Here is a 26932-nt window from a genome sequence, read left to right on the forward strand (position 1 = left end):
CGAAGTTGAGTAGTCGCACAATTACCGGTGAGTATTCGCGGTGTTCCACCTGGTTGTCGGCCCGCACGTAGTCTTCCGGCATCCGGGTTCATTCACCGGAATTCCCACACGACCGGCTGTCCGGTCACCTGCCACGGGAGGCCACCTGATGAAGCAGGGCCCTCTCCCCTCGATCGACTCGTCGGACGACATCGTGGGCACAGCCGACCTGCCCAGCGGCGGCCCACTGCCCACCCGGGTCGGGGTGACCGACCCGGCCCCGGAGGAGCCCCTCGGTGTGGTCGCCGTCGGCCCGGCCGGTGCCGAGCGGCGCGCCGTGCTCGCCCGGCTGCTCGGGCTCGACCCCGTCATGCTCACCGTGCCCGCGGGCAGTTGGTTGGTGGTGCGGAACGCGAAGGTGCCCACCCGGGCGGCGTTCGTGCCCGGTTACCGCCAGCCGCACTCGTACGGCGCGGACCGACACGCCGCCGGCCCGGCGTTGGCCCGTCCGCCCCGGCGGGTCGAGCTGAGCGTGCCCGAGCCACTGCTGCGGCACTTCACCCTGATCGACGTTCCGGACACGGCCACGCTCGGTGCGGCCGGCAGGCGGGTGCTGCTCGACGCGGTGGGCCGCGCCGGCGCGCTGCTCTTCGTGATCTCCGCCGACCAGGCGTTCGCCGCCGCCGAGCTGAACCTGCTCGCCGAGGTCGCCCCGACCTCGGTGGAGGTTGTCTTCGCGGTCACTCCCGGCGCGGCAGGTTGGGCCCCATCGGCCGACGGTGCGGCGACGACGGAGGACGCGGGGGCGTCCGTCCCGCCGGTCGGGGGTCAGGCGACAGAGGTGGACGCGGCCGCGGTGACCGTGGCGGCCCACCGCGCCGCGCTGCTGGCCGCGGTGCCGGCGCTGGCTGGCGCGCGGTGGTTCCCGGTCGACGCCCATGCCGTCGCCGACCACGCCGCCGACCTGCGCCGGGCGCTGGTGGGCTGGTCGTCGGGGGAGGGGCTGCAGCGGGCCAGTGCCGATCCGCCGGTGCTGCCGGGCCAGCATGGTCGGGTCGCCGTGGCCGCCGACCCGGGAGGCTGGTCCGAGCAGGTCGACCGGCAGACCCGCTCGTGTGCCCAGCGGATCCGCCAGCACCTCGCCCTGGAGTTGGCCAACATCCACCTGCGGGCGGTTCAGGAAATCGTGTTCGGGGTCGGCTGCGCGGGCGTTCCCGACCTACTGGATCGGGAGATGGCGGCGTTGTCGCTGTTGGCCACCGCGCAGTGCGACCACGCGGTGCGCGGCATCGTGGCCGACGCCGCGGCCCGGGTGCTCGGCGCGCCGCCGTCCGAAGGGGTGCGACGGCGGATCGCCACCGCCGTGCAGTACGGCCTGACCGATCACCGGCCGGGTCATGAGTTGGACAAGGTCCTGCTGGTCACCAGCACGGCCGGGGTGGCCGGGTTGACCGGCCCGGAGGCGATCGACGCCCTCGCCAACTATCCGACGGCGTCCCGAGACGAGGTGCTTCCGCCAGTCGCGGTGGCGCTCTCCGGCGGGTGCTGGCAGCAGTGGCGGATGCCCGGCAACGACGACCACAGCGCAGCGCGGGCCTGGTCCCAACGCGCGGTGCGGGAGGTCGAGCTGGGGTTGTCCCGGGAGATCTCCCGGCGGTTCGAAGTGATCCGGCTCTCGCTGAGCGCGGTGCTCTCCGATGCAGTCGATCACGGCATCCTGCTCGCCTGACGGCGTGGCCGCCCCCCGGTCCAGGCCCGCTCCGCACCGTGCGTCGGATGACGTCCGGGGCGGGTCGGGGGTGCCCGGTGTGGGCGATCCGCGCCGGGCCGGCGTTCCGGTTCCTCGGTTCCGGGAAACCGGTGGCACGATGGGGGGCATGGCGGCTCCACAGGTTGCACCGGTCGAGACGCCGGACACTGACGAGGTGCCGGCGGCTGACCGGCAATGGGTGACGATCGTGTGGGACGACCCGGTCAATCTGATGACGTACGTGACCTGGGTCTTTCAGAAGCTTTTCGGCTACAGCCGGGAGAGGGCCGAGCAGCTGATGCTGGACGTGCACCACAAGGGCCGTGCCGTGGTCTCCACCGGTGCCCGAGAGCGGATGGAGCACGACGCGTCGCAGCTGCACGCGTACGGGCTGTGGGCGACGGTGGACCGCTCATGAGCATGTTCCGCCGTCAGGCCGGCCGATACGTCGCCACCTTCGCCGTCGACGAGGTGCGGGTGTTGCGCAAGGTCGCCTCCGAGGTGGTCGGCCTGCTCACCGACGGCTTCGACCACACCGACCCGGTCGTCGGTCGGCTCTTCCCGGCGGTCTACCCGAAGGACGCGCCCGGCACCGCCGAGTTCCGCCGCTACACCGAGGGCGACCTGAAGACCGCGAAGATCGATCAGGCGGGAGCGATCCTGGCCGCGCTGCCCGACGACGCCGGCGGTGAGGTGCGGCTGGACGCCGAGGCGGCCGAGGCGTGGTTGCGGGCGCTGAACGACGCCCGGCTCGCGATGGGCGTCCGCCTGGAGATCAAGGACGGCACGGATCTGGGCGAGGAACTGGACGACGCGGTCGCCGAGGACCCGGCCTCCAGTCGGGTATTCCAGCTTTCGGTCTACGCGTACCTCGGGTATCTACAGGAGTCGCTGCTCAACGCCTTGATCGACTAGCCGTGACCGGCACCACTTCGGCCCGTGCTCGGCAGGCGTTAGGCTGGTGCACGTGCTGAGCATCGACCGGTCGATCATCGACGCGATCGTCGCCCACGCGCGCCGGGATCACCCCGATGAGGCGTGCGGCGTGGTCGCCGGTCTCGTCGGCAGCGAAACCCCGACCCGGCACATCCCCATGGACAACGCCGCGCGGTCGATGACCTTCTACGAGTTCGACTCGATGGAGCACCTGCGGGTGTGGCGGGAGATGGACGACCGGGACGAGGAGCCCGTGGTCATCTACCACTCGCACACCGCCACCGAGGCGTACCCGTCACGGACGGATGTCTCCTTCGCCGGTGAGCCGGGCGCGCACTACCTGCTCGTCTCGACCCGCGAACCGGACTCGGAGGAGATCCGGTCGTTCCGGATCGTCGACGGCGTGGTCACCGAGGAGCCGGTTCGGGTCGTGGAGGCCGGCGTCGACCCGCATGCCGTCCAGTCCTACATGTTCGGGCAGAGCCCGGCGACGGTCGACTACGAGTGTTCCGGCCGCTGATCCGTCAGCGTCCGCACCCGTCTCGTCCCGTCACCGTAGGCACACCCGATCGAGGAGCTCGACATCATGGCCATTGAAGTTCGCATCCCCACCATCCTGCGCAGCTACACCGGCGGCGCCAAGGTCGTCGACGGCACCGGCGACACCCTCGCCGACCTGCTCACCGACCTGGACTCCCGGCACGGCGGCCTGCGTGGCCGGCTGATCACCGACGCTGGCACGCTGCACCGCTTCGTCAACGTCTACGTGAACGACGAGGACGTCCGTTTCCTCGGCGCGCTGGACGCCAAGCTCTCCGACGGCGACAGCGTCACGATCCTGCCGGCCGTGGCCGGCGGCGCGTTCGGCTTCGCTGCGGCAGCGGCGATCAGCTCGCACGGCGCCGCGGCAGCGGCGATCAGCTCGCACGGCGCCGCCGTCGCGGCTCGCTGAGGTCGGCCGCCATGGCGCGGTACGACAGCCTGCTCGACGCCTGCGGGGGTACGCCGCTGGTCGGCCTGCCCCGGCTCTCTCCGACGGTGCCCGACGGGGCCCCGCCGGTGCGGCTCTGGGCCAAGCTGGAGGACCGGAACCCGACCGGCAGCATCAAGGACCGCGCGGCGCTGTTCATGGTCCGAGCGGCGGAGGAGGCCGGCCGGCTCCGTACGGGTGACACGATCCTCGAGCCGACCAGTGGCAACACCGGCATCTCGTTGGCGATGGTGGCCAAGTTGCGCGGCTACCGGCTGGTCTGTGTGATGCCCGAGAACGTCTCGACCGAGCGGATCCAGTTGCTCCGGATGTACGGGGCCGAGATCATCTTTTCGCCGGCGGCGGGTGGTTCCAACCAGGCGGTCGCCACCGCCAAGCAGATCTCCGCCGAGCACCCGGACTGGGTGATGCTCTACCAGTACGGCAACGAGGCGAACGCACGGGCGCACTACGAGACGACCGGGCCGGAGCTGTTGCACGACCTGCCCACCATCACGCACTTCGTGGCGGGGCTCGGCACCACCGGCACCCTGATGGGCACCGGGCGCTACCTGCGGGAAAAGGTCGAGGGTATTCAGGTCGTGGCCGCCGAGCCGCGTTACGGCGAGCTGGTTTACGGCCTGCGCAACATCGACGAGGGGTACGTGCCGGAGCTGTACGACGCCTCGGTGCTCTCCCGGCGCTTCTCGGTCGGCACCCGGGACGCGGTGCTGCGTACCCGGCAACTGGTGGAGGTGGAGGGCATCTTCGCCGGCTTCTCCACCGGGGCCATCCTGCATGCCGCGCTCGCGGTCGCCCACGAGGCGGTCCGTGACGGCCGGCGGGCCGACGTGGCCTTCGTGGTCTGCGACGGCGGGTGGAAGTACCTGTCCACCGGTGCGTACGGCGGGACGCTCGCCGATGCCGAGGACGCCCTGGAGGGGCAGCTCTGGGCCTGACCGAATTGGTCATCGAAGGGTACGGGCCGTCGATGTACGTCGACGGCCCGTACGCTGCCCGCCGTGCCGTGAGCACGTGTCACGTTCGTGACAACTTCCGTCGGATGATTCTTGCTGCCGGGCACCCCAGCGTAGGCTGCGCAGCGTGACGTACGCGTCGGTAGAGATCATGGCTGGGGCGACGGCCACCACGAATGCTACTGACAGTGACAGCGAGACAACTCGATGCGACTGACCGTCCTTGGCAGCGCCGGCAGCTTCCCCGGCCCCGAGTCGCCCTGCTCGGCCTACCTCGTCGAGGCGGACGGTTTCCGGCTCCTGGTCGACTTCGGCTCAGGGTCGCTGTCCAGTCTTCAGCGGTACGCGGGGCTGCACGCCCCGGACGCGATCCTGCTGACGCACCTGCACTGTGATCACATGTTCGACGCCGTGCTGTACGTGGTGGTGCGCCGGTACGCCCCAGACGGCCCCTATCCGACGCTGCCCGTCTACGCGCCCGCCGGAGCACCGGACCGGCTCAGCGCCGCCTACGGCGACGACGGCTCCGTGGAGGACGTCTACCAGTTCTACGCCCTTCAGCCCGGCACCTTCCCGATCGGCCCGTTCGCGGTCACCGTCGACCGGGTCAACCACCCCGTCGAGACGTACGGGGTGCGGCTGGAGCACGGCGGCCGGTCGCTGTGCTACTCGTCGGACACCGCGCCGTGCGAAGCGCTGCTGCGGCTGGCCCAGGACGCCGACGTCTTTCTCTGCGAGGCCAGCTACCTCGACGGGATGGACAATCCGCCGGACCTGCACCTGACCGGCCGCGAGGCCGGTGAGGCGGCGACCAAGGCGGCGGTGGGTCGGCTGTTGCTCACCCACCTGGTGCCCGCCTGGGGCAGCGAGGCGCACACGTTGGAATCGGCCGCCGGCGCGTACGCCGGATCGATCGACGTGGTCCGGCCCGGCGCCAGTTACGACATCTGACCCGGCACGTCCCGGTTGGGCCGGGCCGGGCCGCGGTGTTGTGCCGTAGTGTTCGCCGGCCGGTCAGCGGACGGTCGTCTGTCGCACCCGTGGCACCCGCACCGTGTGGGCATGCGGATCGCCATCGTGACCGAGTCGTTCCCACCGGACGTGAACGGCGTCGCCCACTCCGTGGTGCGGACGGCGGAGCACCTGCTTGAGCGCGGCCACGAGCCGGTGGTCATCGCGCCGTCGCCGCACGCCTCCGGTCGGCAGAACATCGACCGGCTGCCGTACCCGGTGGTGCGTATCCCCAGCGTGCCGCTGCCCCGCTATCAGGGCTTCCGGTTGGGCGTGCCGACGACCACCCGGTTGACCGGGGCGCTGCTGTCGGCCGAGCCGGACGTGGTGCACCTGGCCAGTCCGTTCGTCCTCGGCGCACGGGCGGCCACGCTGGCCAGCCGGCACGGGCTGCCCACGGTGGCGGTCTACCAGACCGATGTGGCGGCGTACGCGCGGGCGTACCGGGTGAGCTGGGGTGAGGCGGCGGCCTGGCGCCGGATCCGTGAGATCCACAATTCGGCGCAGCGCACCCTCGCCCCGTCCACCCGTGCCGCCGCCGACCTGATCGCCAACGGGGTGCAGCGGATCTGGCTGTGGCGTCGCGGGGTGGACGCCAGCCGCTTCGACCCGGCCAAGCGTTGTGCGGCGCTGCGGGACCGGCTGGCACCCGGCGGTGAGCTGCTGGTCGGCTACGTCGGCCGGCTCGCCCCGGAGAAGCGGGTGGAGCTGCTGGCGGCGACGTCGCGGCTGCCCGGGGTGCGGGTGGTGGTGGCCGGCGACGGCCCGACCCGCCGCCAGTTGGCCCGGGAACTGCCCGGGGTGACCTTCCTCGGGGTGCAGCACGGCGAGGACCTGGCCCGGCTCTACGCCAGCCTGGACCTGTTCGTGCACACCGGACCGCACGAGACCTTCGGCCAGACCATCCAGGAGGCGTTGGCCTCCGGGGTGCCGGTCGTGGCACCGAACAGCGGTGGTCCGGTCGATCTGGTCGACCAGGGTGTGACCGGGCTGCTGGTGCCACCGGGCGACGGCGACGCGCTGGCCGCCGCGGTAGCCGACCTGGCCGGCGACGCCGACCGGCGGCGGGCCTACGGGCTGGCCGCACGGGTCGCGGTCAGTCGGCGTAGCTGGGCGGCCGTCGGCGACGAGCTGATCGGGCACTACCACGCGGTACGAGCAGCGGCCACCACCGTCGGCCTGCCGGCCGCCTCGTGACCGGGGCTGCCGGCGGGCTGCGGATCGTGCGGCTCGCCAACTTCGTCACGGCACGCTCCGGCGGGCTGCGTACCGCGCTGCGGCACCTCGGGGAGGGCTACCGGGAGGCCGGGCACGAGCCGGTGCTGGTGATACCCGGCCAGCGGGCCGCCGACGAGTCGTACCCGTGGGGGCGGGTGGTCACCCTGCCCGGCCCGGAGTTGCCCGGCAGCGGCGGCTACCGGCTGCTGGCCAATCGACGCCGGTCGGCCCGGCTGCTCGTCGACCTGGCACCGGATCGGCTGGAGGTCTCCGACCGGTTGTCGCTGCGCTGGACGGGCCGGTGGGCGCGAGCGCACGGGGTGCCGTCGGTGATGGTGTCGCACGAGTCGCTGACCGGGTTGCTCGGCCAGTGGGGTGTGCCGGACGCGTTGCGCCGGCCGACCGCCGACCGGCTCAACCGGGCGACCAGCCGGGCGTACGACCGGATCGTCTGCACGACCAGGTGGGCCGCCCAGGAGTTCGACCGGATCGGCGCCGACAACGTGGACCTGGTGCCGCTCGGGGTGGACCTGGACACCTTCCACCCGGGCCGGGCCGATCCCCGGCTGCGCGCCCGGTACGCCGACTCCAACGAGTTGTTGCTGGTGCACTGCGCCCGGCTGTCTCCGGAGAAGCGGCCGGAGCTGGCCGTGCAGGCGTTGGCCGAGCTGCGCCGGGAGGGCGTACCGGCGGTGCTGGTGATGGCCGGTGACGGCCCGCTGCGCGGCGCGCTGGCCCGTCGGGCGGCAGGGCTGCCGGTGACGTTCACCGGCTTCCTGCCGGACCGTGCCGCGGTGGCCGCGTTGTTGGCCAGCGCGGACGTGGTGCTGGCACCGGGCCCGGTGGAAACCTTCGGTCTCGCCGGGCTGGAGGCGCTGGCCTGTGGCACCCCGGTGGTGGTCAACTCCGCCAGCGCGCTGCCCGAGGTGGTCGGCGCGGCCGGGCTGGCCGCGCACGGCTCGGGGGAGTCGATGGCCGCGGCGGTGACCCGCCTGGCGGCCCGGCCGGAGGTGGAGCGGCGGCGACTCGCCCGGGCCAGGGCCGAGGAGTTCGGGTGGCCGGCCGCGGTCGCCGGGTTCCTCCGGGTGCACGACGCGAACGCACCTCGGGGCACCCCGAGCGAGGTGGCCCACCGCACCGCATAGGGTGCAGGCATGGCGCGACCTGACGGGCGAGGGCCCTCTCAACTTCGACCGGTGACCCTGACCCGAGGCTGGAGCACCCATCCGGAGGGCTCGGTGCTCGTCGAGTTCGGCGGCACCCGGGTGCTCTGCACGGCGAGCGTCACCGAGGGGGTGCCCCGCTGGCGCAAGGGCTCCGGGCTCGGCTGGGTGACCGCCGAGTACGCGATGCTGCCCCGGGCCACCAACACCCGCTCCGACCGGGAGAGCGTCAAGGGTCGGGTCGGTGGCCGCACCCACGAGATCTCCCGGCTGATCGGCCGCAGCCTGCGGGCCAGCATCGACCTCAAGGCGCTCGGCGAGAACTCGGTGGTGCTCGACTGCGACGTGCTCCAGGCCGACGGCGGCACCCGGACGGCCGCGATCACCGGCGCGTACGTCGCGTTGCACGACGCGGTGGGGTGGCTCGCCGCCCGCAAGGCGTTGGCCGGGAAGCCGGAGAAGGTGATGCACCGGTCGGTGGCCGCGGTCAGCGTGGGGATCATCGCCGGCGAGGCGCGACTGGACCTCTGCTACGAGGAGGACGTCGCCGCCGAGGTGGACATGAACGTGGTGTGCACCGGCGCGGGTGACTTCGTCGAGGTGCAGGGCACCGGCGAGGCGGGCGTGTTCGCCCGCGACCAGCTCGACAGCCTGCTCGACCTGGCCGTCGCCGGCTGCAACGAGTTGGCGGAAGCCCAGCGGAAGGCTCTCTCATGAACAAGGTTCTGCTCGCCACCCGTAACCGCAAGAAGCTGGTGGAACTTCAGCGGATCCTGGACGGCGCGCTCGGCGCGCAGCGGATCGCCCTGCTCGGGCTGGACGACGTCGAGCAGTACGCGGAGCTGCCGGAGACCGGCCTGACCTTCGGCGAGAACGCGCTGATCAAGGCGCGGGAGGGTTGCCGGCAGAGTGGGCTGCCGACCATCGCCGACGACTCGGGGATCGCGGTGGACGCGCTCAACGGGATGCCGGGGGTGTTCAGCGCCCGCTGGTCCGGCCAGCACGGCGACGACCGGGCCAACCTTCAGCTGGTGCTGGATCAGATCGCCGACGTGCCCGACGAGCAGCGGGCGGCCTCGTTCGTCTGCACGGTGGCGCTGGTGCTGCCCGGCGGCAAGGAGCACCTCGTCGACGGCCGGCAGTCCGGTCGGGTGCTGCGCGCTCCGCGCGGCGATGGTGGGTTCGGCTACGACCCGATCTTCCTGGGCGACGGACAGGACCGGACCAACGCCGAGCTGACCCCGGCCGAGAAGGACGCCATCAGCCACCGCGGCAAGGCGCTGCGTGAGCTGGCCAAGCTGGTCGCCAAGGTGCTGCCGCCCGCCGCCTGAGCACCCCGACACGTTTCACCAGCGCTTCGTCACGAGGTCGCCGCCCAGCTCGTCGATCGGGACGCGGTCCTCAGTGGCCAGCACGGTGAGCATCCGTTCGGCCTCGCCGATGGTGGCGATCCGCCCGGTCGAGGTGGACCGTGCACTGTCCAGCTCTTCCAGCCACAGCCCGTCGGGCTCCCAGGCGACCTGCACACAGCCGCCGGAGCGGCCGAAGGCGGTCAGGAAGTCAAAGCTCAGCGGCCGCATCGCGTGCAGCAGGAGGCGCGTCTCGGCTGCGTCCAGCGGCACGCCCTTCTGGACGCTGCCGCGGTACTGGTAGGTCGCCTCGAGGAAATTGGGCGGGGCCGGCTGGGTGGCCGCCGGGACCGACCCGCCGGTCAACCGGCGGATCAGATCCATGCCGTCGTGCCGGCCGACGGTCAGCTCCCGCCCGCCCTGCTCGGGGTACGCGCCCACCAGTGTGTCCCCCTCCCGTCGAACGACGACAGTGGTGCCCTCATGAGCCACCTGAATCCGTACGCCGGCGGGCAACCAGGGCAGATCCAGGCCGGCGAGCCGGGCGGCCGACGTCAGACCCTCGGTCGGGGCGTCGCTCCCCGTCCACTCGTTCAGCAGCTCCACCTCGATGTCCACGTCGTCGTCGACAGTGGCGGGCAGCGCGGCCAGCCGACCGGCTCGGCGTCGCTGCCAGGTCAGCGCGACCCTGATCCGGGTGCCGGTGTGCCCGTCCCAGTGCACCGTCAACCCTTCGGCGCGCAGCGCCGCAGCGATTTCCTCGCCGACGTCGACCGTCGCGGGCTGCCCGAAGAGGCCGTACGTCAGGTAGACCCCGGAGCCGTCGACACCGCGCTCGGCGTCCTGCCGATGGTAGAAGGCGTACCCCCGCGCGGTGCGACCCCGAGGCACCTCATCGCCGATCTCGGCGACGCCGCAGTTCTGACAGCAGGCGAAGTCTTCCCGGGCCACCAGCCCAGCGGCCGAGAGCGTCCGGAAGGCCGCGGTGAGCCGATCGCTGTCGGTGACCTCCGGCCACCGCGCCTGGGCGGCGAGGTGCGCGCTCAACTCCTCGGTCACCACCGGCCAGGCTCGGGCCTCGACATCGGCTGGGTCTGTCTCGCCGTGCAGGTACTCAATCGTCTCGGCGACGATCGCAGCAGCCGGCAACTCGGCAAGTGCGACGTGGCGGCGGACGTACTCCTGGATCTGCTCGTTGAGCCCCGGCTCCTCGATCTCCACGGCGGCGAACCTAACAGCACTAGCCGACAGACCGAACCAGGTGCTGCCGTCCGCCGCCTGACCCGCGGCGGACGACAGCGACCAGAGCGAGGTCAGCCCAGCGGGCCGACCTCCCGTTCGATGACGGCGCGCAGCTCCGGCCCGGCGACGACGGCACGGGCGGCCTCCATCACGGGGGCGAGGAACACGTCCGGCCCGGGTTCGCCGGCCGCCCCGCCCAGCGCGGCGACGGCGGCCCGGCCGGCCGGTGACGGCTCCAGCGGCGCGCGCAGTTGCAGGCCGCGTACGCCGGCCAGCAACTCGACCGCGAGCAGGCTGGTGAGGTTGTCCAGCACGGTCCGCAGCTTCTTGGCGGCGGCCCAGCCCATCGAGACGTGGTCCTCCTGCATGCCGCTGGTGGGCAGCGAGTCCACCGAGGCCGGGGCGGCCAGGCGACGATTCTCGGCGACGATCCCGGCCGCCGTGTACTGGGCGATCATCAGCCCGGAGTTGACCCCGGCGTCGGGGGACAGGAACGCCGGCAGTTCCCGGGAACGGGTGACGTCGAGCAGCCGGTCCACCCGTCGCTCGGCGATCGCGCCCACCTCGGCGGCGGCGATGGCGAGGAAGTCCGCGGCGAAGCCGAGCGGCGCGCCGTGGAAGTTTCCCGTCGACTCGACCCGACCGTCCGGCAGCACGACCGGGTTGTCCACCACCGACACCAGCTCCCGACCGGCGACCGTGCGGACGAAGTCCAAGGTGTCGCGGGCCGCGCCGGCCACCTGCGGTGCACACCGCATCGAGTACGCGTCCTGCACGGCGTGCGCCAGGTCGTCGCGGTGTGAGTCCATCACCCGCGAGTCCTGCAGCAGCCGGTGGATGTTCGCCGCCGACGCCGCCTGACCGGGGTGCGGCCGGATCGCGTGCAGCTCGGGCAGGAACGGCCGTTCCGAGCCGAGCATCGCCTCGATGGCCAACGCGGCCGTCACGTCGGCCATGGCGAACAGGTGCGCCGCGTCGTGGATGGCCAGCAGCAGCATGCCGAGCATGCCGTCGGTGCCGTTGATCAGCGCCAGCCCCTCCTTGGCGGCCAGCTCGATCGGCTTGAGCCCGGCGGCGGTCAGCGCGTCGGCCGCGTCCTGCCGCTCGCCGGCCGGGCCGAGGACCCAGCCCTCGCCGAGCAGCACCAGCGCACAGTGCGCCAGCGGCGCCAGGTCACCGGACGCGCCCAGCGAGCCGTGCTCGGGCACCCAGGGGGTGATGTCGTGGTTGAGCAGGTCGACCAGGGCCTCGGCGACCAGCGGGCGGACCCCGGAGCGGCCCAGCGCCAGCGACCGGACCCGCAGCAGCATCATGGCCCGGACCACCTCACGGGGCATCGGGGCGCCCACCCCGGCCGCGTGCGAGCGGATCAGCGCGTGTTGCAGCTCGGCCCGCCGCTCCGGGGCGATGAACGTGTTGGCCAGCGCCCCGAACCCCGTGGAGACCCCGTAGACGGGGCGGCCGGACGACTCGATGCCGTCCACGATGGCCCGGCTGGTCGCCATCGCCTCGATGGTGGCCGGGTCGAGGACGACCTTGGCGGTGCCGCGGGCAACCGCCAACACGTCGTCGGCGGAAATTCCGGTGGGCTGGATGGTCACGGTCGTCATTGCGGCACTCCGTTGCGCATTACCTGGCGGATCAAGGGGACACCGGGCCGGTAGGCCAGGTGCAGGTACGACGGCGCGTCCAGGACGACGAGGTCGGCCCGGGCGCCGGGGGTGAGGACGCCGATGTCGTCGCGGCGCAGCGCCCGCGCGCCACCGGCGGTCGCGGCCCAGACCGCCTCCGCCGGGGTCATCCGCATCTCACGGACCGCGAGAGCTACACAGAACGGCATCGACGAGGTGTACGACGAGCCGGGATTGCAGTCGGTGGCCAACGCCACGGTGACGCCGGCGTCGAGCAGCCGGCGGGCGTCCGGGTACGGCGATCGGGTGGAGAACTCGGCGCCGGGCAGCAGGGTCGCCACTGTGCGGGTCCCCGACCCGTCGCTCTGGGCGGTGCCGACCAACGCGGCCACGTCGGCGTCGCTGAGGTGCGTGCAGTGGTCGACGCTGGCCGCGCCCAGCTCGACCCCGAGCTGAACGCCCAGGCCGGGACCGAGCTGGTTGGCGTGGATCCGTACGCCCAGCCCCGCGGCCTGACCGCTGGCCAGGATGGCCCGGGCCTGGTCGACGTCGAACGCGCCGCGCTCGCAGAACACGTCGACCCACTTCGCGTACGGCGCGGCGGCGGCCAGCATCGGCCCGCAGACCAGTCCGACGTAGTCGTCGGGGCGGTCGGCGTACTCGGCGGGCACCACGTGCGCCCCGAGGAAGGTGGTCTCTCCGCTAGCCTCGGCGGCGATCCGCAGTGAGCGGGCCTCGTCGGCGACGGTCAGCCCGTACCCACTCTTGATCTCCATGGTCGTGGTGCCCTGGCGCAGCGCCTCCCCGCGCAGCCGGCGCACGGTGGCCCGCAGCTCGTCGTCGGTGGCGGCCCGGGTCGCTCCGACCGTGGTCCGGATGCCGCCGCCGGTGTAGGGCTGGCCGGCCATCCGGGCACCGAACTCGGCGGCCCTGTCCCCGGCGAAGACCAGGTGGGCGTGGCTGTCCACGAAGCCGGGCAGCACGGCCGCCCCGCCGGCGTCGACCCGCCGGTCAGCGGCCGGCGTGTGCGCGGACGGCCCGACCCAGGCCACCCGGCCCTCCTCGACGAGCACGGCGGCGTCGCGGTGGATGCCCAGCGGGCCCTCGCCGACGCCGTTGGTGACCAGCTCCCCGATGTTGTCGACCAGCAGACTGCTCGTGCTCACGCGGGAGTCACCGCCTCGATCGCCGCCGACAACTCGGCCGGCACGTCAAGGCTCAGGTGTTGGCCCTCGGCCACCACCACCCGGCCGTCCACCACGACCTGCTCGACGTCCGCCGCGGACGCCGCGAAGAACACGCCCACCGGCGGCACGCCAGCGGTGCGGGCGCTGTCCAGCCGTACCGTCACCAGGTCGGCGCGTGCGCCGACGGCGATCCTTCCGGCGTCGGTCCAACCCAGCGCGGCGTGCCCGGCGGTGCTGGCCGCCGTCAACAGGTCAACCGGGGCGAAGTGGCCGCGCTTGCGGGTACGCAGTCGCTCGTCCAGCTCCACCGCCCGGGCCTCCTCGAACAGGTCGATCACGGCGTGGCTGTCGCTGCCCAGGCTCAACCGGATCCCCGCGTCGGCCATTCGGCGGGCCGGGCCGATCCCATCGGCGAGGTCCCGCTCGGTGGTCGGGCAGAGGCACACCCCGGTCCGGCTCTCCCCGAGCAGTGTCAGGTCGCCGCTGGTCGGGTGGGTGGCGTGCACGGCGGTGGTGTCCGGCCCGAGCACGCCGTGCTCGGCGAGCAGCGCGGTGGGCGTGCGTCCGTGCACGGCCCGGCACTCGTCGTTCTCGGCGGGCTGCTCGGAGAGGTGCACGTGCAGTGGCGCCTGCCGCTCCCGCGCCCAGTCCGCGACCGTGCGGAGCTGGTCGGCCGGGACCGCCCGCACCGAGTGCACCGCCGCGCCGACCCGGGCGTGCGAGTCCGCCGGCTGGAACGCGGCCGCCCGCTCGGCCCAGCGGGCCGCGTCCCCGTCGCCGAAGCGGCGCTGTGGCCCGGCGAGAGCCTGACCGTCCACGGTGGAGATCAGGTAGCAGGTGTCCAGCAGGGTGAGCCGGACACCGGCCTGCGCGGCGGCCTCCACCAGCGCCGCGCCCATCGCGTTCGGGTCGGCGTAGGCGCCGCCGTCCGGCCGGTGGTGCAGGTAGTGGAACTCGCCCACACACGTGATCCCGGCGAGCGCCATCTCGGCGTAGACCGCCCGGGCCAGGGCGAGGTAGGTGTCCGGGTCCAGCCGGTCGGCGACGGCGTACATCTGGTCCCGCCAGGTCCAGAAGTCGCCCCGGCCACCGTGGGTGCGCCCACGCAGCGCCCGGTGGAAGGCGTGCGAGTGCACGTTGGACAGTCCGGGCAGGGTGAGGCCGGGCAGCCGGGTGGCGTCGCGCAGCACTTCGATCCCGGCGGACGGGCCTCCGGTCCCGAGCAGCGGTGTGAGCGCCGTGATCCGGCCGTCCTCGACCTCGATCAGCACGTCGGGAGTGGGTTCGGCGTGCTGGGGCAGCCAGGCGTACTCGGCGAGCCAGCGGGTCGGTGTCACCGGCATGTCAGCTCCTCGAGCACCCGGGCCAGCGCCCGCACCCCGGCCGCGCAGTCGTCGTCGGTGGCCGCCTCGGCGGGGGAGTGCGACACCCCGGTCGGGTTGCGCACGAACAGCATCGCGGTGGGCAGGTGCGCGGCGAGCACACCGGCGTCGTGCCCCGCGCCGGTGGGCAGCACGGGCGCGTCCAGCAGCGTGGCCAGCCGTTCGGCCAGCCCGCCGTCGAAGGCGACCAGCGGGGTCGCCGACTCCTCGGTGACCGTCACCACCGTACCGTCGCGCCGGGCCCGCTCGGCGGCCTTGCCCCAGACCGCGTCGACCAGCCCGGTCAGCGTCTGCGGATCGGCCGCCCGGGCGTCCAGCCAGCCGGTCACCTTCGACGGGATCGCGTTGGTGGCGTTCGGCTCGACGGCGACCCGGCCCACCGTGGCGTGCGCGCCGCGCAGCCGGGCCTCCTTGTTGGCCGCCAGCACCGTGAACGCGTACGTGAGCATCGGGTCGCGCCGGTCGGCCATCCGGGTCGTACCCGCGTGGTTGCCCTCGCCGACCACGTCGAAGCGCCACCGGCCGTGCGGCCAGATCGCGCTGGCCACCGCGACCGGCGCGTCGGTGTCGACGAGCGCGCGGCCCTGCTCGACGTGCAACTCCACGAAGGCGCCGAAGCGGCCCAGCAACTCCGGACGGGCGCCCGCCGGCCGGTCGCCGAGCGCCTCGGCGAAGCTCACCCCGGCCGCGTCGCGAAGGCCGGCCGCACGGTCCGGCGGCAGGGCGCCGGTGAGCAGCCGCGACCCCAGACACGGTACGCCGAAGCGCGCACCCTCCTCCTCGACGAACGCGGCCAGCACCAGCGGCCGGTGCGGAGTGACACCAGCGGCGCGCAGCTCGTCCACGGCGAGGAACGCGCTCACGATGCCGAGCGGCCCGTCGTACGCCCCGCCGTGCGGCACCGAGTCGAAGTGGCTGCCGGTGAGCACCGCGTCGGAGGCCTCCGGGTCACCCCAGTGGGCGAAGAGGTTGCCGTTGCCGTCCTCGGTGACCGGCAGGCCCCGTCGTTCGGCCTGCGCGCGGAACCAGGCGCGCAGCTCGATCTCCGGCTCGGTCAACGAGTACCGCAGGTAGCCGCCGCTGTCGGCGTCCCGCCCGACCGGCGCGATCTCGTCCCACAGCGCCCGGAACCGCCCGGGAAGGTCGTCGGTCACGCTCTACTCCTGTTGTTCGCGACTGCGGGGCTCCGCTGCGCCGCACTCCTCGCGCTCACGCTGTTCCCTCGGTCATCGGGGTGCGCAGGCCGGTGCGGGCTGCGACATCGCGGGCGATGTCGTAGCCGGCGTCCACGTGCCGGATCACGCCCATCGCCGGGTCGTTGGTGAGCACCCGCTCGATCTTCTGCCCGGCGAGGGCGGTGCCGTCGGCCACGCAGACCTGCCCGGCGTGGATCGACCGGCCGATGCCCACCCCGCCGCCGTGGTGGATCGACACCCAGGAAGCGCCGCTGGCCGTGTTGACCAGGGCGTTGAGCAGCGGCCAGTCGGCGATCGCGTCGGAGCCGTCGGCCATCGCCTCGGTCTCCCGGTACGGGCTGGCCACGCTGCCGGCGTCGAGGTGGTCCCGACCGATGACGACCGGGGCGGAGAGCTCACCGGAGGCGACCATCTCGTTGAACCGGACGCCCGCCTTGTCCCGCTCGCCGTACCCGAGCCAGCAGATCCGGGCCGGCAGGCCCTGGAAGGCGACCCGCTCACCGGCCAGCCGGATCCAGCGGGCCAGGGGCTCGTTCTCCGGGAACAGCTCCAGGATGGCCCGGTCGGTGGCCGCGATGTCGGCCGGGTCGCCGGAGAGCGCCGCCCACCGGAACGGGCCCCTGCCCTCGGAGAACAACGGCCGGATGTACGCGGGCACGAAACCGGGGAAGTCGAAGGCGCGCTGGTAGCCGGCGAGCTGCGCCTCGCCGCGGATCGAGTTGCCGTAGTCGAAGACCTCGGCGCCGGCGTCCAGGAAACCGACCATCGCCTCGACGTGCTTCGCCATCGACGCGCGGGCCCGGTCGGTGAACTCGGCCGGCTTCGCCGCCGCGTAGTCGCGGGCGTCGGCCTGTTCCACCCCCACCGGCAGGTACGACAGCGGGTCGTGGGCACTGGTCTGGTCGGTCACGATGTCGATGGCGACGCCGCGGCTCAGCAACTCGGGGAAGACCTCGGCGGCGTTGCCGACCACGCCGACGGAGAGCGCGCGCCGGTCCCGCTTCGCGGCGAGCACCCGCCGCACCGCGTCGTCCAGCGAGTCGGCGACCTCGTCCAGGTAGCGGTCGTGCACCCGACGGTCGAGCCGGGTGCGGTCCACGTCGACGATCAGGCAGACGCCGCCGTTCATGGTGACCGCGAGTGGCTGCGCGCCGCCCATCCCACCGCAGCCGGCGGTCAGCGTCAGCGTGCCCGCGAGGTCGCCCCCGAACCTCCTTGCGGCTACCGCCGCGAACGTCTCGTAGGTGCCCTGGAGGATGCCCTGGGTGCCGATGTAGATCCACGAACCGGCGGTCATCTGCCCGTACATGGTCAGCCCGAGGTGCTCCAACCGGCGAAACTCCGGCCAGGTCGCCCAGTCGCCGACCAGGTTCGAGTTGGCCAGCAGCACCCGGGGCGCCCACTCGTGGGTGCGCAGCACGCCGACCGGACGGCCGGACTGCACCAGCATCGTCTCGTCCTCGCGCAGATCGGTCAGGGTGCGGACCAACGCGTGGTACGACGGCCAGTCCCGTGCCGCCTTCCCGGTGCCGCCGTAGACGACCAGGTCGTCGGGGCGTTCGGCCACCTCGGGGTCGAGGTTGTTCATCAACATCCGCAGGGCGGCCTCCTGCTGCCACCCACGGGCGGTGAGCTTGCTGCCCCGTGCGGCACGGACGGGCTGGGTCATCTCGGGTCTCCTCCGGTCATCCGCGGAACAACTGACGGCGGGCCGCGGAGGCCTCGAACGCCTCCAGTCGGCGCTGGGTGTCGGCCGGTGCGGCGTCGCAGATCGCCTGCAACAGCACCATGGCCAGGGTCATCGGGGCGGTGTGCAGGTCGAAGACGAGCTGCGCGCCGACCGCCGCGGGCAGCACCACGTCGGCGTGCTCGGCGGCGGGGCTGACCGGTGAGTCGGTGATCGCCACGACGGTCAGCCCCGCGGCGCGCGCGTCGCGCAGCGCGTCCAGGGTCTCCCGGGGGTAGCGGGGCAGCACGAAGGCGAGCACGGCGGACGCTCCGGCCTCGGCCGCCTGCTCCAGGCGGTCGGTGAGCAGGCTGCCGCCGTCGTCGAGCACCCGCACGTCCGGGTGCACCTTGGCCGCGAAATAGGCGAAGTACGCGGCCAGCGGCGCGGCGGCACGCAGGCCGAGCACTGGCAGCGGGCGGCTCCGCGCGAGCATCCGCCCGGTCTCGGCGATCCGGTTCCGGTCGGCGAGCTGACCGGCCAGTCGGTCCAGATTGCCCATTTCCGCGCGTACCGCCTGTTGTAGCTCGTTGCCGGCGTCCGTCGACCCGGCCGGCGTCGAGGTGGTGAGGTCCCGCAGGCGACGGCGCAGCGCCGGGTAGCCGTCGTGGCCGAGCGCGACGGCGAAACGGGTGACCGACGGCTGGCTGACCCCGGCCAGCTCCGCGACCTCGGCGGCGGACAGGTACGCCACTGCGGGGGCGTGTTGCACGAGGCAGTGCGCGATGCGGCGCTGGGTGGGGGTCAGTCGCACCCCGTCGAACAGGTCGAGCACCTGATCGACCGACGCCTCGGCAGCTCCTTCATTCACGCCGAGACTCTATGCATCAAAACTTTCAGTCGGCAAGCTTTGGCGCAACCAGCCGTTCTCCTGAGCCGTCGCACGGCCGACCGGCGGGCCGCTGAGATGGCGCAGGCTCTGTAGGATCCGCACGGCGGTTGAGCAGAGGAGCGGGATGCAGCCGGAAAGCCCATACAGGTACACCCATATGTTGGGCGCATGCCAGGTTGGCAAGGCGTGGGCCGCGCTGGATGGGCAGGGCCAGCTTGCCACCGTTGCCGTGTTGGACGGGGTCGCAGCGTCCGACGAGCGGTGGCGTGCGGCCTTTGGTACGGCGGCGAACGCCTTGGCTCAGGCCGCTGGCGGCCACCCGTACGCGGACGCCGACCTTTCCGCGGCCCACCCCTGGGTGGCCTACCGCGCCAGCGAGGGCAACGCGCCACAGCGGCTCTTCCAGAGCCTCGGCATGGACTACCAGCCGGTGCCCGACCTGCCGGTCTCGGCACCACCCTCCTCGGCCCCGCCGGTGTCCGGCGTGCCGCAGCAGGTCAGTGGCCCGCCGCAGTCGGCCTTCGGTGCGCCTGAGCTGGTAGAGCACCCACCGCAACTGCCCTGGGCGGTGCAAGCGAACCCGGTCTCCGGGCAGCCGGTGTCCGCATCCCCGCACCCCGTCTCCGGTGCGCCGACCTCGCCCGTGGCGTCGCAGAGCGGGACGCCCACGGCGATGAGCGCCCCGGCGCCGTCGTTCCCGGTCCAGCACGACCCGTTCGGCGGTACGGGTCGCCGGATCGCGCCGGTACGACGCGAACCGAAGCGGGCCAAGTGGATCCTGCCGGTGGGCGCGTTGGTGATCGCACTGGTCGCCGGAGCTGCGGGGTTCTTCGTCGGCAAGGCCGGTGGCGGCGAGGGAACATCGCCGACGCCCACGGCCAGCGCCTCCCTCTCGCCGTACGAGGCCACTCAGCTCACCATCAACACCGCCACCTTCCAGGGTGAACTGGCACCGCTGGCCAAGCCCTGGCTGAGTCGGATCGGCGGATGTGTGTCGTACAACACTCCCGGCGCACCGAAGTTGCCCTCCGACGAGAAGCAGCACGTCTTCTGTGACCACAGCGGCGCGTGGTTGCACTTCGTGCTGTACCCGGGAAAAACCCAGAAGGACGCGGCACGTAAGTTCCGGTTGGGGCTTAACTTCTCCGGCGCTTCGCTGGCACCGGGGATGCGCGAGGCGACCCGCACGACCGGCGGCGTGACCAACACGGCCGGCAGCTATCTTGAGTACGCCTTCGACGGCGGGGATGGAAAGCCGACCTGCGGTCTCTGGTGGGACCCGGACGATTCCAACGGCGCCTACTACGTTGAAACGCCCTGCGAGCAGGGCATCGCCGGCAACTGGGACGCTCTGCGGGATCTGTGGCGCCGCGGTAGCTGATAGTGGATAACAACAATCAGGGGATGCGATCGTTGGCCGAGAAGGTCAAGGGCACGGGGCGCGCGGAACGCATTCTCATTATCGGCCTTGGCATGCTGGCCGTCGCGTTCCTGGTGGTCGGCAGGTGGGATCTGTCGGTCGGCGTCTGCGTCGGTGCCGTGCTCGGTTGGGTGCTGCTCGACCCGGTCCGGATCACCTGGGCCGTCTTCATCGTCGCCTTCACGATCCCGGTCACCATCAACTTCGGCTACCCGACCAACCCCTCGTACACGCTGCTGCTGCTCCTGTTCGTCCTCGCCGTCTGGGGGCGCCTGCTGCGCGCTGAGCGCGACGGGTGGCGGCGCAACGCCATCCTGGCGGTGCTCGTCCTCCCCCTGTCCGGGCTCCTCTCCGGTCTGGTGCACTGGCACGGGGCCAAGCCGATCGTCGTCGGCCTTGCTCCCCTCGCGTGTGTCGGTGTGCTCTGCTGGCATGTCTTCGAGGAAGCCCGGCGCGACCGACAGCTGATCATTCGCATCGCCGAGTGGCTCACCTGGTTGAGTGTTCCCGTCGCCGTGTTCGCCAAGTACCAGACGGTCACGCTGAGCTGGCCGATCTTCGACCAACTCGCCTACCACTGGACCTACACCTCGGCGTTCGACGCGACCCGCGCCGTGGGCATCTCGGGGCATCCCATCATCTACGGCAGCTTCGCCATGGCGATGGCTCTCATCGCGCTGACCATCCGAGGCAGGTACTGGTACATCCCCGTCATCGCCAACCTCGTGGGGCTGGTGCTCTCCGGCACCCGCAGCGCATGGGTGGGCATCGTGCTCGCCCTCGCGCTCTGGCTGCTGTTGCGGTGGCGCACGATCTCCTGGCGCGGTGTGGGCAGCGCGATCCTCATCGCCACGACCGCCCTGATGCTCGTGGCCGTCAAACCATCCGTCTTCTCGTTCGTCACCAATGCCGCACCCAGGCCGACCTGGTTTCCCGGGTCTCCGACGCCACCCACCTCGGGACCAGGTTCGAGCACGTCCACGCCGGGATCCTCCGGTCCCGCAAAGGGTTCCGCCGACCCCGTCGGCACAGCCGAGTCGCGCATCTCCGATCCCCTCCAGTCGGCCAGCGCGAACGCGCGCTTCGCCCGGATCAGCGTCGTCTGGGACGGCATCACCCAGGACTGGTCGACGGTGGTGTTCGGAAACGGGCCTGAGTCGAATGTTCGATACCTGGAGAAGGTCGCCATCGGCGATGGTGAGGCGCAGGTTTTCGACAACACCTACCTGACCTTCTGGTACAACTACGGGCTACTCGGTCTGGCCGGCCTGTTGTCGCTCCTGACGGTGCTCTGGTGGCGCCTGCGTTCGGTGACGACCCGCATCCTCCTGGTCGGGCTCGCGGCACAGGTCTTCTTCTTCGACGCCTGGCTGTGGATCGGAGCGGTGGCCGTCTTCGTCCTCGCCGTCGCACTCGCCGGGGCGGAACCGTCGCGGCCGACCGGGCAACCGGTGCCCGCTCCCCGCAGGCAGTGGGCAGATCAGGGACCGTCGCTGACGAGTTAGACGCGATGTGCCTGGCGGGAGGGGTGGGTCAGCCCTCGCTGATCAGCAGGACCGGTTCCACCCCATCGGAGGCCTGCTCGACGCGATAGTCGGCGAGCACCGTCCGCCAGGCAGCCGCCTCCTCGCCGATGAGGTGTGAGCGGATCAGCCAGATACGGGCACCGCCACGCCGTCCTGCCAGGGCCAGGGCCTGGTTCAGCCCGGCGCGGATGGCCTGGGCGTCGAGGTCCCGGACCACCACGACGTCGGATCGGGTGGGCATGTCGACCCACCAACCGACGGTGTTGCCGTACCGTGCGACGAGCTTGACCGGGTCCGGGTCCGAATAGAACGCGAAGCCGTACCACGCCCCCGAGTTCACGACGACGACGTCGGTCCTCGACCGGTGCGTGGCCACGAACTCCGTCGACGAACGGATGTCGGTCACGGAGATCGCGGTGTAGTAGAGCCCCGACTCGTTGCCGTCGAACCGGTACCAGCGTTCGTTGTGCAGGCCGAACGTCGACAGCAGGACCGCGCAGATCGCCACTGTCGCGACGGTGGGGGGCACCTGGGGGACCCCGCGCCGGACGAGCGTGGTCACACCGTGGGCCAGGCCGACGACGCCGATGCCGGCCACCGTGGCCGCCGTGACGAGCAGGAAGTGCGAGGTACGCAGTTCCAGCAGCGGGTAGGACCGCGCGACTCCCAGCGTCATCACCGCCACCGGCAGCAGGACCACCGCGGCCGCGCAGGCGGGGCGGCCCTGCCGAACGATGGTGACGACGCCGGCGACGAGCAGGCCGCCGATGAGAAGGGCCGGTGCGCCCAGTACCGGGGTCAGGGTGTCGATCTGATGGCCGAGATAGCCGGGCAGCTCGGTCAGGCTGGGGAAACTGTCGGCCCAGAACCGCTGCATGGCGTCGTTCTTGCCCTGTGCGGAGATGCTGAAGTAGATGATCAGAACGATGGTGACCGTGCAGAGCCCCGCCACGGCCACCTCCCGCAGCCGGGCCCACTGCTGCCGAGCCGCGGTGACCAGCAGCAACCCGCCGAATACACACGGGGCGGCGATGGCGGTCACGTGACTGAACAACATGCCCGTGGCGACCGCCGCCGTGATCACGCCGAGCCGTCTGCGCGACCAGGTTCGCTCGGCCCAGGCGCCCAGCGCGAGCAGAGCCACGGTGACGGCGGCGTCGGCCGTGTACTGCTTGAGGTCGTGACGGATCTGCTGGGCCGGCAGGAGCAGCACCGCCATCCCGGAGACGAGCCCCGCGACGACCCTGAGGCGTTGCGTCGGCCAGTGCAGCGACCGACCGAGCACGTACGCGGCGAGAACCGAGAAGCCGTGAAACGCGATCGGCACCACCCGCAGGTAGTCGGTGTCCGGCACCAACTGCAGCAGGAAGCTCCACCCGAGCGGAGTCGACGAGGTCGCCACCGGCAGATCGCTGAGCGGAAGCCGTACCGAGAGCGCGACCCACGCCTCGTCGAGCCAGTACGACGCCGTGAGCGTGGTCTTGAGATCGTGGATCACCGGGATGAGGGCCAGCAGAACGGCCATGGCGATCCAGTCCGCGAGGCTGCCACGGCGCCTGGTGACAGGCGTCGCCGACGTGTCGGAACGGCTCACGTCCTCGCGAACCAGGTGTACGACCACACCGATTCCCATCCCCAGTGCAGAGCCGAGCGCGGCCGCGCCGACACTAGCTGGACGCCGCCGGCCAAGCTGGCGTCGGTGCGGAGCCGGTGCCCCGTTGCGCCGGCACCGGCGAACCGATCAGGCGTGCCGCCTGCGGGTTACGCCGAGCGGCGGTCGGCAACCCGATCAGGAACTCGGGGAACATGCCGAAGAAGGTCCGCGCGCTCTGCAGCTCGAACGTGTGGGCCCGGGACCACTGGAACGAGTTCGTCGCGCGGGCCCAGTGGTGGGTCCAGCGGACGTCGCCGAGCAGGGCGACCGGCATGCCGTGCCGCCACGCCCGCAGCCCCAGCTCGTGATCCTCGTAGTAGAGGAAGAACTTGTCGTTCCACCCGCCCATCGCCACGAAGTCCGCGGTGCGGGCCGCGACGGCCGCACCCATGACCCAGGCGACGTAGACGGCCTCGCCGGGGTTCGCCACCACCCGGTAGTTCGCGTGCATCCGGGACAGCGGCCAGATCTTCCGGTTACCCAGCTTCGCCGTGGCGTAGGGGAAGCCGCGACCGTTGGGCTGGGGAATGCCGTCGGTCCCGAGCAGCTGAGGAGCGACCAGACCGCCGTGCACGTCGAGGTGACGCTGCATGGTGGCGAAGCCGTCCGGACCGATCTCGAGGTCGGGGTTGGCGAACAGGACGTACTCGCTCGCCGTGTGGCGTACGGCTGCGTTGTTGGCCTTGGAGAAGCCCACGTTCTCCGGCAACCGGATGACCCGGGCACCCAACTCCTCGGCCACCGCGGCCGAGTCGTCGGCGGAGTTGTTGTCGACGACGATCCACTCGTAGGGCTTGTGGACATTGCTCCAGCACCGCCGGAGCGTGTCCGCAGAGTTGTAGGTGACCGTAACGACACTCCACGGGTGTCCTGACATCAAGCGCTCCGAACTCTCAGGTAGCTGATCAGGGATGCAAAGCCGAATCGCTTGCCCTTCCACTGCCGGCGGGCCGCGGGCCCTTCCAGCAGGCCACGTCCCACGCCCCGCAGGAAGGGACGAAGCAGGCCCTGACGGGCGCGTCGGGCGGCCAGCGCCAGGTGCGCCAGCGCGAGGACCGGTATCGCGACGAGCATCAGCGGCCAGGTGAAGGTCCGCGCCGCGACCAGGAGACGATTGCGGGCCAGCAGAAACGCCCGGAATCCCTGGAGCTTGTTGTCGCCTTCGACGCTGTGGCCGCCAGCGTGCGGGAGCATGAAGTCCAGCCGTCGGGTGCGCAGGCCCGCCGCGTAGAGGCGGAAGGCCAGGTCGGCATCCTCACCCCAGGCGAACAGGTGCTCGTAGAATCCGCCGAAGCGGTGGAAGAGCGCGGTGGGGAAGACGGCCGCCCCACCGGACGGACCGAGCGGCCCGCGTGGGACCGTCACCGACCGGTCGATGAAGAGCGAGACCGGGTGCAGGTCGATGCCGACGTACTCGCCGCCGTGCATCGCGAGACCCACCGCGATCGGGCTTTCCGGGTCCGCCGCGATGGAGGCGAACAGGCGGGCGAGTGCGTCCTCCGGCAACCAGACGTCCGGGTTCAGCAGCATGACGTGGCTGGTCCGCACCGGGGCGACGGCGCGGTTGCAGCCGGCGGCGAAGCCGGGGTTCGACGAGTCGGGGAGGTACTCGTACCGATCGTCGTCCAGACAGTCGGCGATGACCTTCGCGCTCTCGTCCTCCGGCCAGTTGTCGGCGAAGATGAATCTCACCGGTAGCCCGTCGGCGGCGCGTACCCAGGTCGGGAGCGTCTCGGCGAGCATGTCGCTGGAACGGTAGAGAACCGTGACGATCGTCAACGTCTCTGTCACTCGGACACCTCCCTCACTGTTTGCGGATCACGTTCGGACAACCGGTCGGGCAACGGCCTGCTCGTCACAGAAGGGACCGGTACAGGCTCTGCCACCGCTGGACACACCTGTCGAAGGCGTACTCCTGGGCGTACCACTCGGCCACCCGCTGCCCCTCGTCGACGGCACGGCGGCCGAGCGCCTCCCGGATGGCACCGGCGAGCGCCGCGGGCGCGAGGTCCGCCTGGAACGCCAGGGTGCCCGTCGCGTGCCGGGTGACCTCGGCGAGACCGCCGGCCCCCGTGTGCACCACGGGTACGCCGAGGGACAGCGCCTCCAGCGCGCTGAGCCCGAACGACTCGACCCGAGACGGCACCACGAGGCAATCGATCTCCTGGAGGAAATCGGCGGCCGTGACGCGACCGACGAGGTCGAGGTTCGGCCGCGCGGCGATCGGCAACGTGCCGGCGCCGGCGACCTTGAAGTCCACCTCCGGGAGGAGGGAGGCGATCTCGGGTAGGAGATCAACCCCCTTCTCCTTCTCCAGCCGGCCGAGATAGCCGACCACCGGCCGCCGACCTGGCTCCGGCGTGTGGGCGGGCTTCGGGCTGGGCCAGGTGGCGGGCAGCGGGTTCGGGATCAGGTGGATGTTCTTGACGCCGCCGCGGTCGCGCAGCTCGGCGGCCTCAAACTCGGACACCGCCACCGTCGCGTGTGGACGGGCACGACGCATCATCAGGTCCAGCGTGATGTTGGACTGGATGAGCGCCTTCTGCTGGAACGAGCCGGCGGTGTCCCGGTACTGCCAGAGGCTGTTGTGCAGCGTGACGACGAGGGGAGTCCGCTCGCGTTCCATGCTCAACGCCGCGCGGCAGTGCATCGCGGCGGACAGCAGGTGGGCGCAGACCACGTCCGGCTGCACCTCGTTGACGAGGCGGCGGATCTCCCGGACGTAGGCAAGATCGATCCGGCTGGTCGCGCTGAGACCGACCCACGGCACACCGGCCTCGCGCAGCGCGTGGCCCACCTCGTCGTCCGACGTGGCGGCGACGACGTCGAGGCCCGTCCGTGCATGAGCCGGGATGATTTCCGTCAGGATGCGTTCGGCACCACCGAGTTGCCGCCGTCCCGAGCCACCCGTGGTGCAGACGAACAACACCTTCATCAGGCACGCAGCCCCTCGACGGCACCGCGCGCGATGGCACGGCGAACGGGGTTTCCTCCCACTGCGGCGCGCAGCAGCACACCGCCCACGTACGCCGTCGTGGCGATACGGCCGCGCCGACCGCCCATGTCCCGGCTCGCCCGGATGAACTCCCGGGTGCGGCGCTGGGAGATCTCCGCCTCGGACCAGCGCCGCTTGGCGGTCGCGTCGTCCTCGTGCATGATCACGGCCTCCGGCACGTACGCCAGCCGCAGGCCCTGCTGACGGACGGCCCAGCACAGCCGCATGTCCTCGGAGTAGAAGAACGAGGTCTCGTCGACGCCGCCGATGGCGTCGAAGGTGTCCCGGCGCATGGCGACGAAGGGCCCGGTCAGCCAGTCCGCCTTCTCCGGCGGCGCGACGATCCGCAGGTTTGGCAGCACGAAGCTGAGCCCGGTGGCGTGAGCGAAGCCGACGCCCAGGCCCAGGAACCGCCCGCCCTCCGTCTGCGACACTCCGGACGGCGTGACCACGCCCGGGAAGGCCGCACCCACCTGCGGGTCCTCGAGAGCGGTCAGCAGCCGGGTCACGGCGTCGGCGTGCACGATGATGTCGTTGTTGGAGAGGATCACGTTCGCCCGGCTCGTGTGGCGCACGCCGAGGTTCATGCCCCGCGCGTACCCCAGGTTCGAGCCGGACTGGACGTACCGGACACCCTGCTGTGCGCAGAACTCGCTCAACGACTCCTGGATGTGCAGGGAGCTGCCGTTGTCGACGACAACGATCTCCGCCTCCGCCGGCAGCGACAGGACACAGGCGCGGGTGCGCTCAAAGTCCTCCCAGGCGAGGACAACAATCGAGACATCCAT

25 protein-coding genes are annotated in these 26932 nt (G+C 71.8%); 13 read left to right on the forward strand and 12 right to left on the reverse strand.

The window, feature by feature from the left end:
* The first annotated feature begins 148 nt into the window (after positions 1 to 148).
* The 11 genes from HNR20_RS19695 to rdgB all read left to right on the forward strand — a co-directional run bounded on the left by HNR20_RS19695 (position 149) and on the right by rdgB (position 9335).
* Positions 149 to 1708 carry a hypothetical protein gene (locus tag HNR20_RS19695; RefSeq protein ID WP_184181954.1) on the forward strand — a complete coding sequence of 520 codons (1560 nt, stop codon included), beginning with the start codon at positions 149 to 151 and terminating at the stop codon, positions 1706 to 1708.
* 148 nt (positions 1709 to 1856) lie between these two features.
* Positions 1857 to 2147, forward strand: a complete 291-nt coding sequence (clpS, locus tag HNR20_RS19700; RefSeq protein ID WP_110565539.1) for an ATP-dependent Clp protease adapter ClpS — start codon at positions 1857 to 1859, stop codon at positions 2145 to 2147.
* Positions 2144 to 2644, forward strand: a complete 501-nt coding sequence (locus tag HNR20_RS19705) for a DUF2017 domain-containing protein (RefSeq protein WP_110565540.1) — start codon at positions 2144 to 2146, stop codon at positions 2642 to 2644. Before clpS ends, HNR20_RS19705 begins: the two co-directional genes overlap by 4 nt.
* A gap of 52 nt (positions 2645 to 2696) precedes the next feature.
* Complete coding sequence (locus HNR20_RS19710; protein ID WP_184181956.1) at positions 2697 to 3185, forward strand: M67 family metallopeptidase; 489 nt, start codon at positions 2697 to 2699, stop codon at positions 3183 to 3185.
* 66 nt (positions 3186 to 3251) lie between these two features.
* Positions 3252 to 3617 carry a MoaD/ThiS family protein gene (locus HNR20_RS19715; RefSeq protein WP_184181958.1) on the forward strand — a complete coding sequence of 122 codons (366 nt, stop codon included), beginning with the start codon at positions 3252 to 3254 and terminating at the stop codon, positions 3615 to 3617.
* 11 nt (positions 3618 to 3628) lie between these two features.
* Positions 3629 to 4594, forward strand: coding sequence for a PLP-dependent cysteine synthase family protein (locus HNR20_RS19720; RefSeq protein ID WP_184181960.1), 966 nt, complete (start codon positions 3629 to 3631; stop codon positions 4592 to 4594).
* Between the two features lie 225 nt (positions 4595 to 4819).
* On the forward strand, positions 4820 to 5563 hold the full coding sequence (locus HNR20_RS19725) for an MBL fold metallo-hydrolase (protein ID WP_184181962.1): 744 nt from the start codon (positions 4820 to 4822) through the stop codon (positions 5561 to 5563).
* A 111-nt stretch (positions 5564 to 5674) separates the two neighbouring features.
* Positions 5675 to 6820 carry a glycosyltransferase family 4 protein gene (locus tag HNR20_RS19730; protein WP_184181964.1) on the forward strand — a complete coding sequence of 382 codons (1146 nt, stop codon included), beginning with the start codon at positions 5675 to 5677 and terminating at the stop codon, positions 6818 to 6820.
* On the forward strand, positions 6817 to 7986 hold the full coding sequence (locus tag HNR20_RS19735; RefSeq protein ID WP_184181966.1) for a glycosyltransferase: 1170 nt from the start codon (positions 6817 to 6819) through the stop codon (positions 7984 to 7986). The genes HNR20_RS19730 and HNR20_RS19735 overlap by 4 nt, the downstream gene beginning before the upstream one ends.
* Positions 7987 to 7995: 9 nt before the next feature.
* Complete coding sequence (gene rph / locus HNR20_RS19740; RefSeq protein WP_184181968.1) at positions 7996 to 8721, forward strand: ribonuclease PH; 726 nt, start codon at positions 7996 to 7998, stop codon at positions 8719 to 8721.
* Complete coding sequence (gene rdgB / locus HNR20_RS19745) at positions 8718 to 9335, forward strand: RdgB/HAM1 family non-canonical purine NTP pyrophosphatase (protein WP_184181970.1); 618 nt, start codon at positions 8718 to 8720, stop codon at positions 9333 to 9335. The genes rph and rdgB overlap by 4 nt, the downstream gene beginning before the upstream one ends.
* A gap of 15 nt (positions 9336 to 9350) precedes the next feature.
* Here the strand turns inward: rdgB and HNR20_RS19750 are convergent, their stop codons facing one another.
* From HNR20_RS19750 to HNR20_RS19780, 7 genes are all read right to left on the reverse strand, one after another.
* Positions 9351 to 10574 carry a DUF6891 domain-containing protein gene (locus tag HNR20_RS19750; RefSeq protein ID WP_184181972.1) on the reverse strand — a complete coding sequence of 408 codons (1224 nt, stop codon included), beginning with the start codon at positions 10572 to 10574 and terminating at the stop codon, positions 9351 to 9353.
* Between the two features lie 92 nt (positions 10575 to 10666).
* The gene (hutH, locus tag HNR20_RS19755) at positions 10667 to 12205 is read right to left on the reverse strand and encodes a histidine ammonia-lyase (protein ID WP_184181974.1); all 1539 of its coding nucleotides are present in this window, start codon (positions 12203 to 12205) and stop codon (positions 10667 to 10669) included.
* Complete coding sequence (gene hutI, locus HNR20_RS19760) at positions 12202 to 13392, reverse strand: imidazolonepropionase (RefSeq protein ID WP_184181976.1); 1191 nt, start codon at positions 13390 to 13392, stop codon at positions 12202 to 12204. The genes hutH and hutI overlap by 4 nt, the downstream gene beginning before the upstream one ends.
* A complete protein-coding gene (locus tag HNR20_RS19765; RefSeq protein ID WP_184181978.1) occupies positions 13389 to 14756 on the reverse strand; it encodes a formimidoylglutamate deiminase in 1368 nt (455 codons plus the stop codon). Before HNR20_RS19765 ends, hutI begins: the two co-directional genes overlap by 4 nt.
* Complete coding sequence (locus HNR20_RS19770) at positions 14747 to 15949, reverse strand: allantoate amidohydrolase (protein ID WP_184181980.1); 1203 nt, start codon at positions 15947 to 15949, stop codon at positions 14747 to 14749. Before HNR20_RS19770 ends, HNR20_RS19765 begins: the two co-directional genes overlap by 10 nt.
* Before the next feature lie 55 nt (positions 15950 to 16004).
* Entirely contained in the window at positions 16005 to 17660 is a 1656-nt protein-coding gene (gene hutU, locus HNR20_RS19775; protein ID WP_184181982.1) for a urocanate hydratase, read from the reverse strand.
* A gap of 16 nt (positions 17661 to 17676) precedes the next feature.
* Positions 17677 to 18528, reverse strand: coding sequence for a MurR/RpiR family transcriptional regulator (locus HNR20_RS19780; RefSeq protein WP_184181984.1), 852 nt, complete (start codon positions 18526 to 18528; stop codon positions 17677 to 17679).
* Between the two features lie 250 nt (positions 18529 to 18778).
* On the opposite strand from HNR20_RS19780, the gene HNR20_RS19785 reads away from it, so the two are divergent.
* Together HNR20_RS19785 and HNR20_RS19790 are read left to right on the forward strand one after the other, a co-directional pair.
* Entirely contained in the window at positions 18779 to 19930 is a 1152-nt protein-coding gene (locus HNR20_RS19785; protein ID WP_311736897.1) for a hypothetical protein, read from the forward strand.
* Between the two features lie 23 nt (positions 19931 to 19953).
* Positions 19954 to 21474, forward strand: a complete 1521-nt coding sequence (locus HNR20_RS19790) for an O-antigen ligase family protein (protein WP_184181988.1) — start codon at positions 19954 to 19956, stop codon at positions 21472 to 21474.
* Positions 21475 to 21502: 28 nt separating this feature from the next.
* Here HNR20_RS19790 and HNR20_RS19795 read toward each other — a convergent pair whose 3' ends face one another.
* From HNR20_RS19795 to HNR20_RS19815, 5 genes are all read right to left on the reverse strand, one after another.
* On the reverse strand, positions 21503 to 23128 hold the full coding sequence (locus HNR20_RS19795; RefSeq protein WP_184181990.1) for a glycosyltransferase family protein: 1626 nt from the start codon (positions 23126 to 23128) through the stop codon (positions 21503 to 21505).
* Between the two features lie 34 nt (positions 23129 to 23162).
* Positions 23163 to 24026, reverse strand: a complete 864-nt coding sequence (locus tag HNR20_RS19800; RefSeq protein WP_184181992.1) for a glycosyltransferase — start codon at positions 24024 to 24026, stop codon at positions 23163 to 23165.
* Positions 24026 to 24940, reverse strand: a complete 915-nt coding sequence (locus tag HNR20_RS19805) for a glycosyltransferase family 2 protein (protein ID WP_229686964.1) — start codon at positions 24938 to 24940, stop codon at positions 24026 to 24028. Before HNR20_RS19805 ends, HNR20_RS19800 begins: the two co-directional genes overlap by 1 nt.
* A 64-nt stretch (positions 24941 to 25004) precedes the next feature.
* The gene (locus HNR20_RS19810) at positions 25005 to 26084 is read right to left on the reverse strand and encodes a glycosyltransferase family 4 protein (protein WP_184181994.1); all 1080 of its coding nucleotides are present in this window, start codon (positions 26082 to 26084) and stop codon (positions 25005 to 25007) included.
* Positions 26084 to 26932, reverse strand: a complete 849-nt coding sequence (locus HNR20_RS19815; RefSeq protein ID WP_184181996.1) for a glycosyltransferase — start codon at positions 26930 to 26932, stop codon at positions 26084 to 26086. The genes HNR20_RS19810 and HNR20_RS19815 overlap by 1 nt, the downstream gene beginning before the upstream one ends.

The sequence above is a fragment of the Micromonospora parathelypteridis genome (genome assembly GCF_014201145.1).
GTDB classification, from domain to species: Bacteria; Actinomycetota; Actinomycetes; order Mycobacteriales; family Micromonosporaceae; genus Micromonospora; species Micromonospora parathelypteridis.

Excerpts from the sequence above, each read along its gene's own strand:
- HNR20_RS19695 (WP_184181954.1), top strand. The coding sequence starts at position 149 with ATGAAGCAGGGCCCTCTCCCCTCGATCGACTCGTCGGACGACATCGTG.
- clpS (WP_110565539.1), top strand. The coding sequence starts at position 1,857 with ATGGCGGCTCCACAGGTTGCACCGGTCGAGACGCCGGACACTGACGAG.
- HNR20_RS19705 (WP_110565540.1), top strand. The coding sequence starts at position 2,144 with ATGAGCATGTTCCGCCGTCAGGCCGGCCGATACGTCGCCACCTTCGCC.
- HNR20_RS19715 (WP_184181958.1), top strand. The coding sequence starts at position 3,252 with ATGGCCATTGAAGTTCGCATCCCCACCATCCTGCGCAGCTACACCGGC.
- HNR20_RS19720 (WP_184181960.1), top strand. The coding sequence starts at position 3,629 with ATGGCGCGGTACGACAGCCTGCTCGACGCCTGCGGGGGTACGCCGCTG.
- HNR20_RS19725 (WP_184181962.1), top strand. The coding sequence starts at position 4,820 with ATGCGACTGACCGTCCTTGGCAGCGCCGGCAGCTTCCCCGGCCCCGAG.
- HNR20_RS19730 (WP_184181964.1), top strand. The coding sequence starts at position 5,675 with ATGCGGATCGCCATCGTGACCGAGTCGTTCCCACCGGACGTGAACGGC.
- rph (WP_184181968.1), top strand. The coding sequence starts at position 7,996 with ATGGCGCGACCTGACGGGCGAGGGCCCTCTCAACTTCGACCGGTGACC.
- rdgB (WP_184181970.1), top strand. The coding sequence starts at position 8,718 with ATGAACAAGGTTCTGCTCGCCACCCGTAACCGCAAGAAGCTGGTGGAA.
- hutH (WP_184181974.1), bottom strand. The coding sequence starts at position 12,205 with ATGACGACCGTGACCATCCAGCCCACCGGAATTTCCGCCGACGACGTG.
- HNR20_RS19765 (WP_184181978.1), bottom strand. The coding sequence starts at position 14,756 with ATGCCGGTGACACCGACCCGCTGGCTCGCCGAGTACGCCTGGCTGCCC.
- hutU (WP_184181982.1), bottom strand. The coding sequence starts at position 17,660 with ATGACCCAGCCCGTCCGTGCCGCACGGGGCAGCAAGCTCACCGCCCGT.
- HNR20_RS19790 (WP_184181988.1), top strand. The coding sequence starts at position 19,954 with ATGCGATCGTTGGCCGAGAAGGTCAAGGGCACGGGGCGCGCGGAACGC.
- HNR20_RS19795 (WP_184181990.1), bottom strand. The coding sequence starts at position 23,128 with ATGGGAATCGGTGTGGTCGTACACCTGGTTCGCGAGGACGTGAGCCGT.
- HNR20_RS19800 (WP_184181992.1), bottom strand. The coding sequence starts at position 24,026 with ATGTCAGGACACCCGTGGAGTGTCGTTACGGTCACCTACAACTCTGCG.
- HNR20_RS19810 (WP_184181994.1), bottom strand. The coding sequence starts at position 26,084 with ATGAAGGTGTTGTTCGTCTGCACCACGGGTGGCTCGGGACGGCGGCAA.
- HNR20_RS19815 (WP_184181996.1), bottom strand. The coding sequence starts at position 26,932 with ATGGATGTCTCGATTGTTGTCCTCGCCTGGGAGGACTTTGAGCGCACC.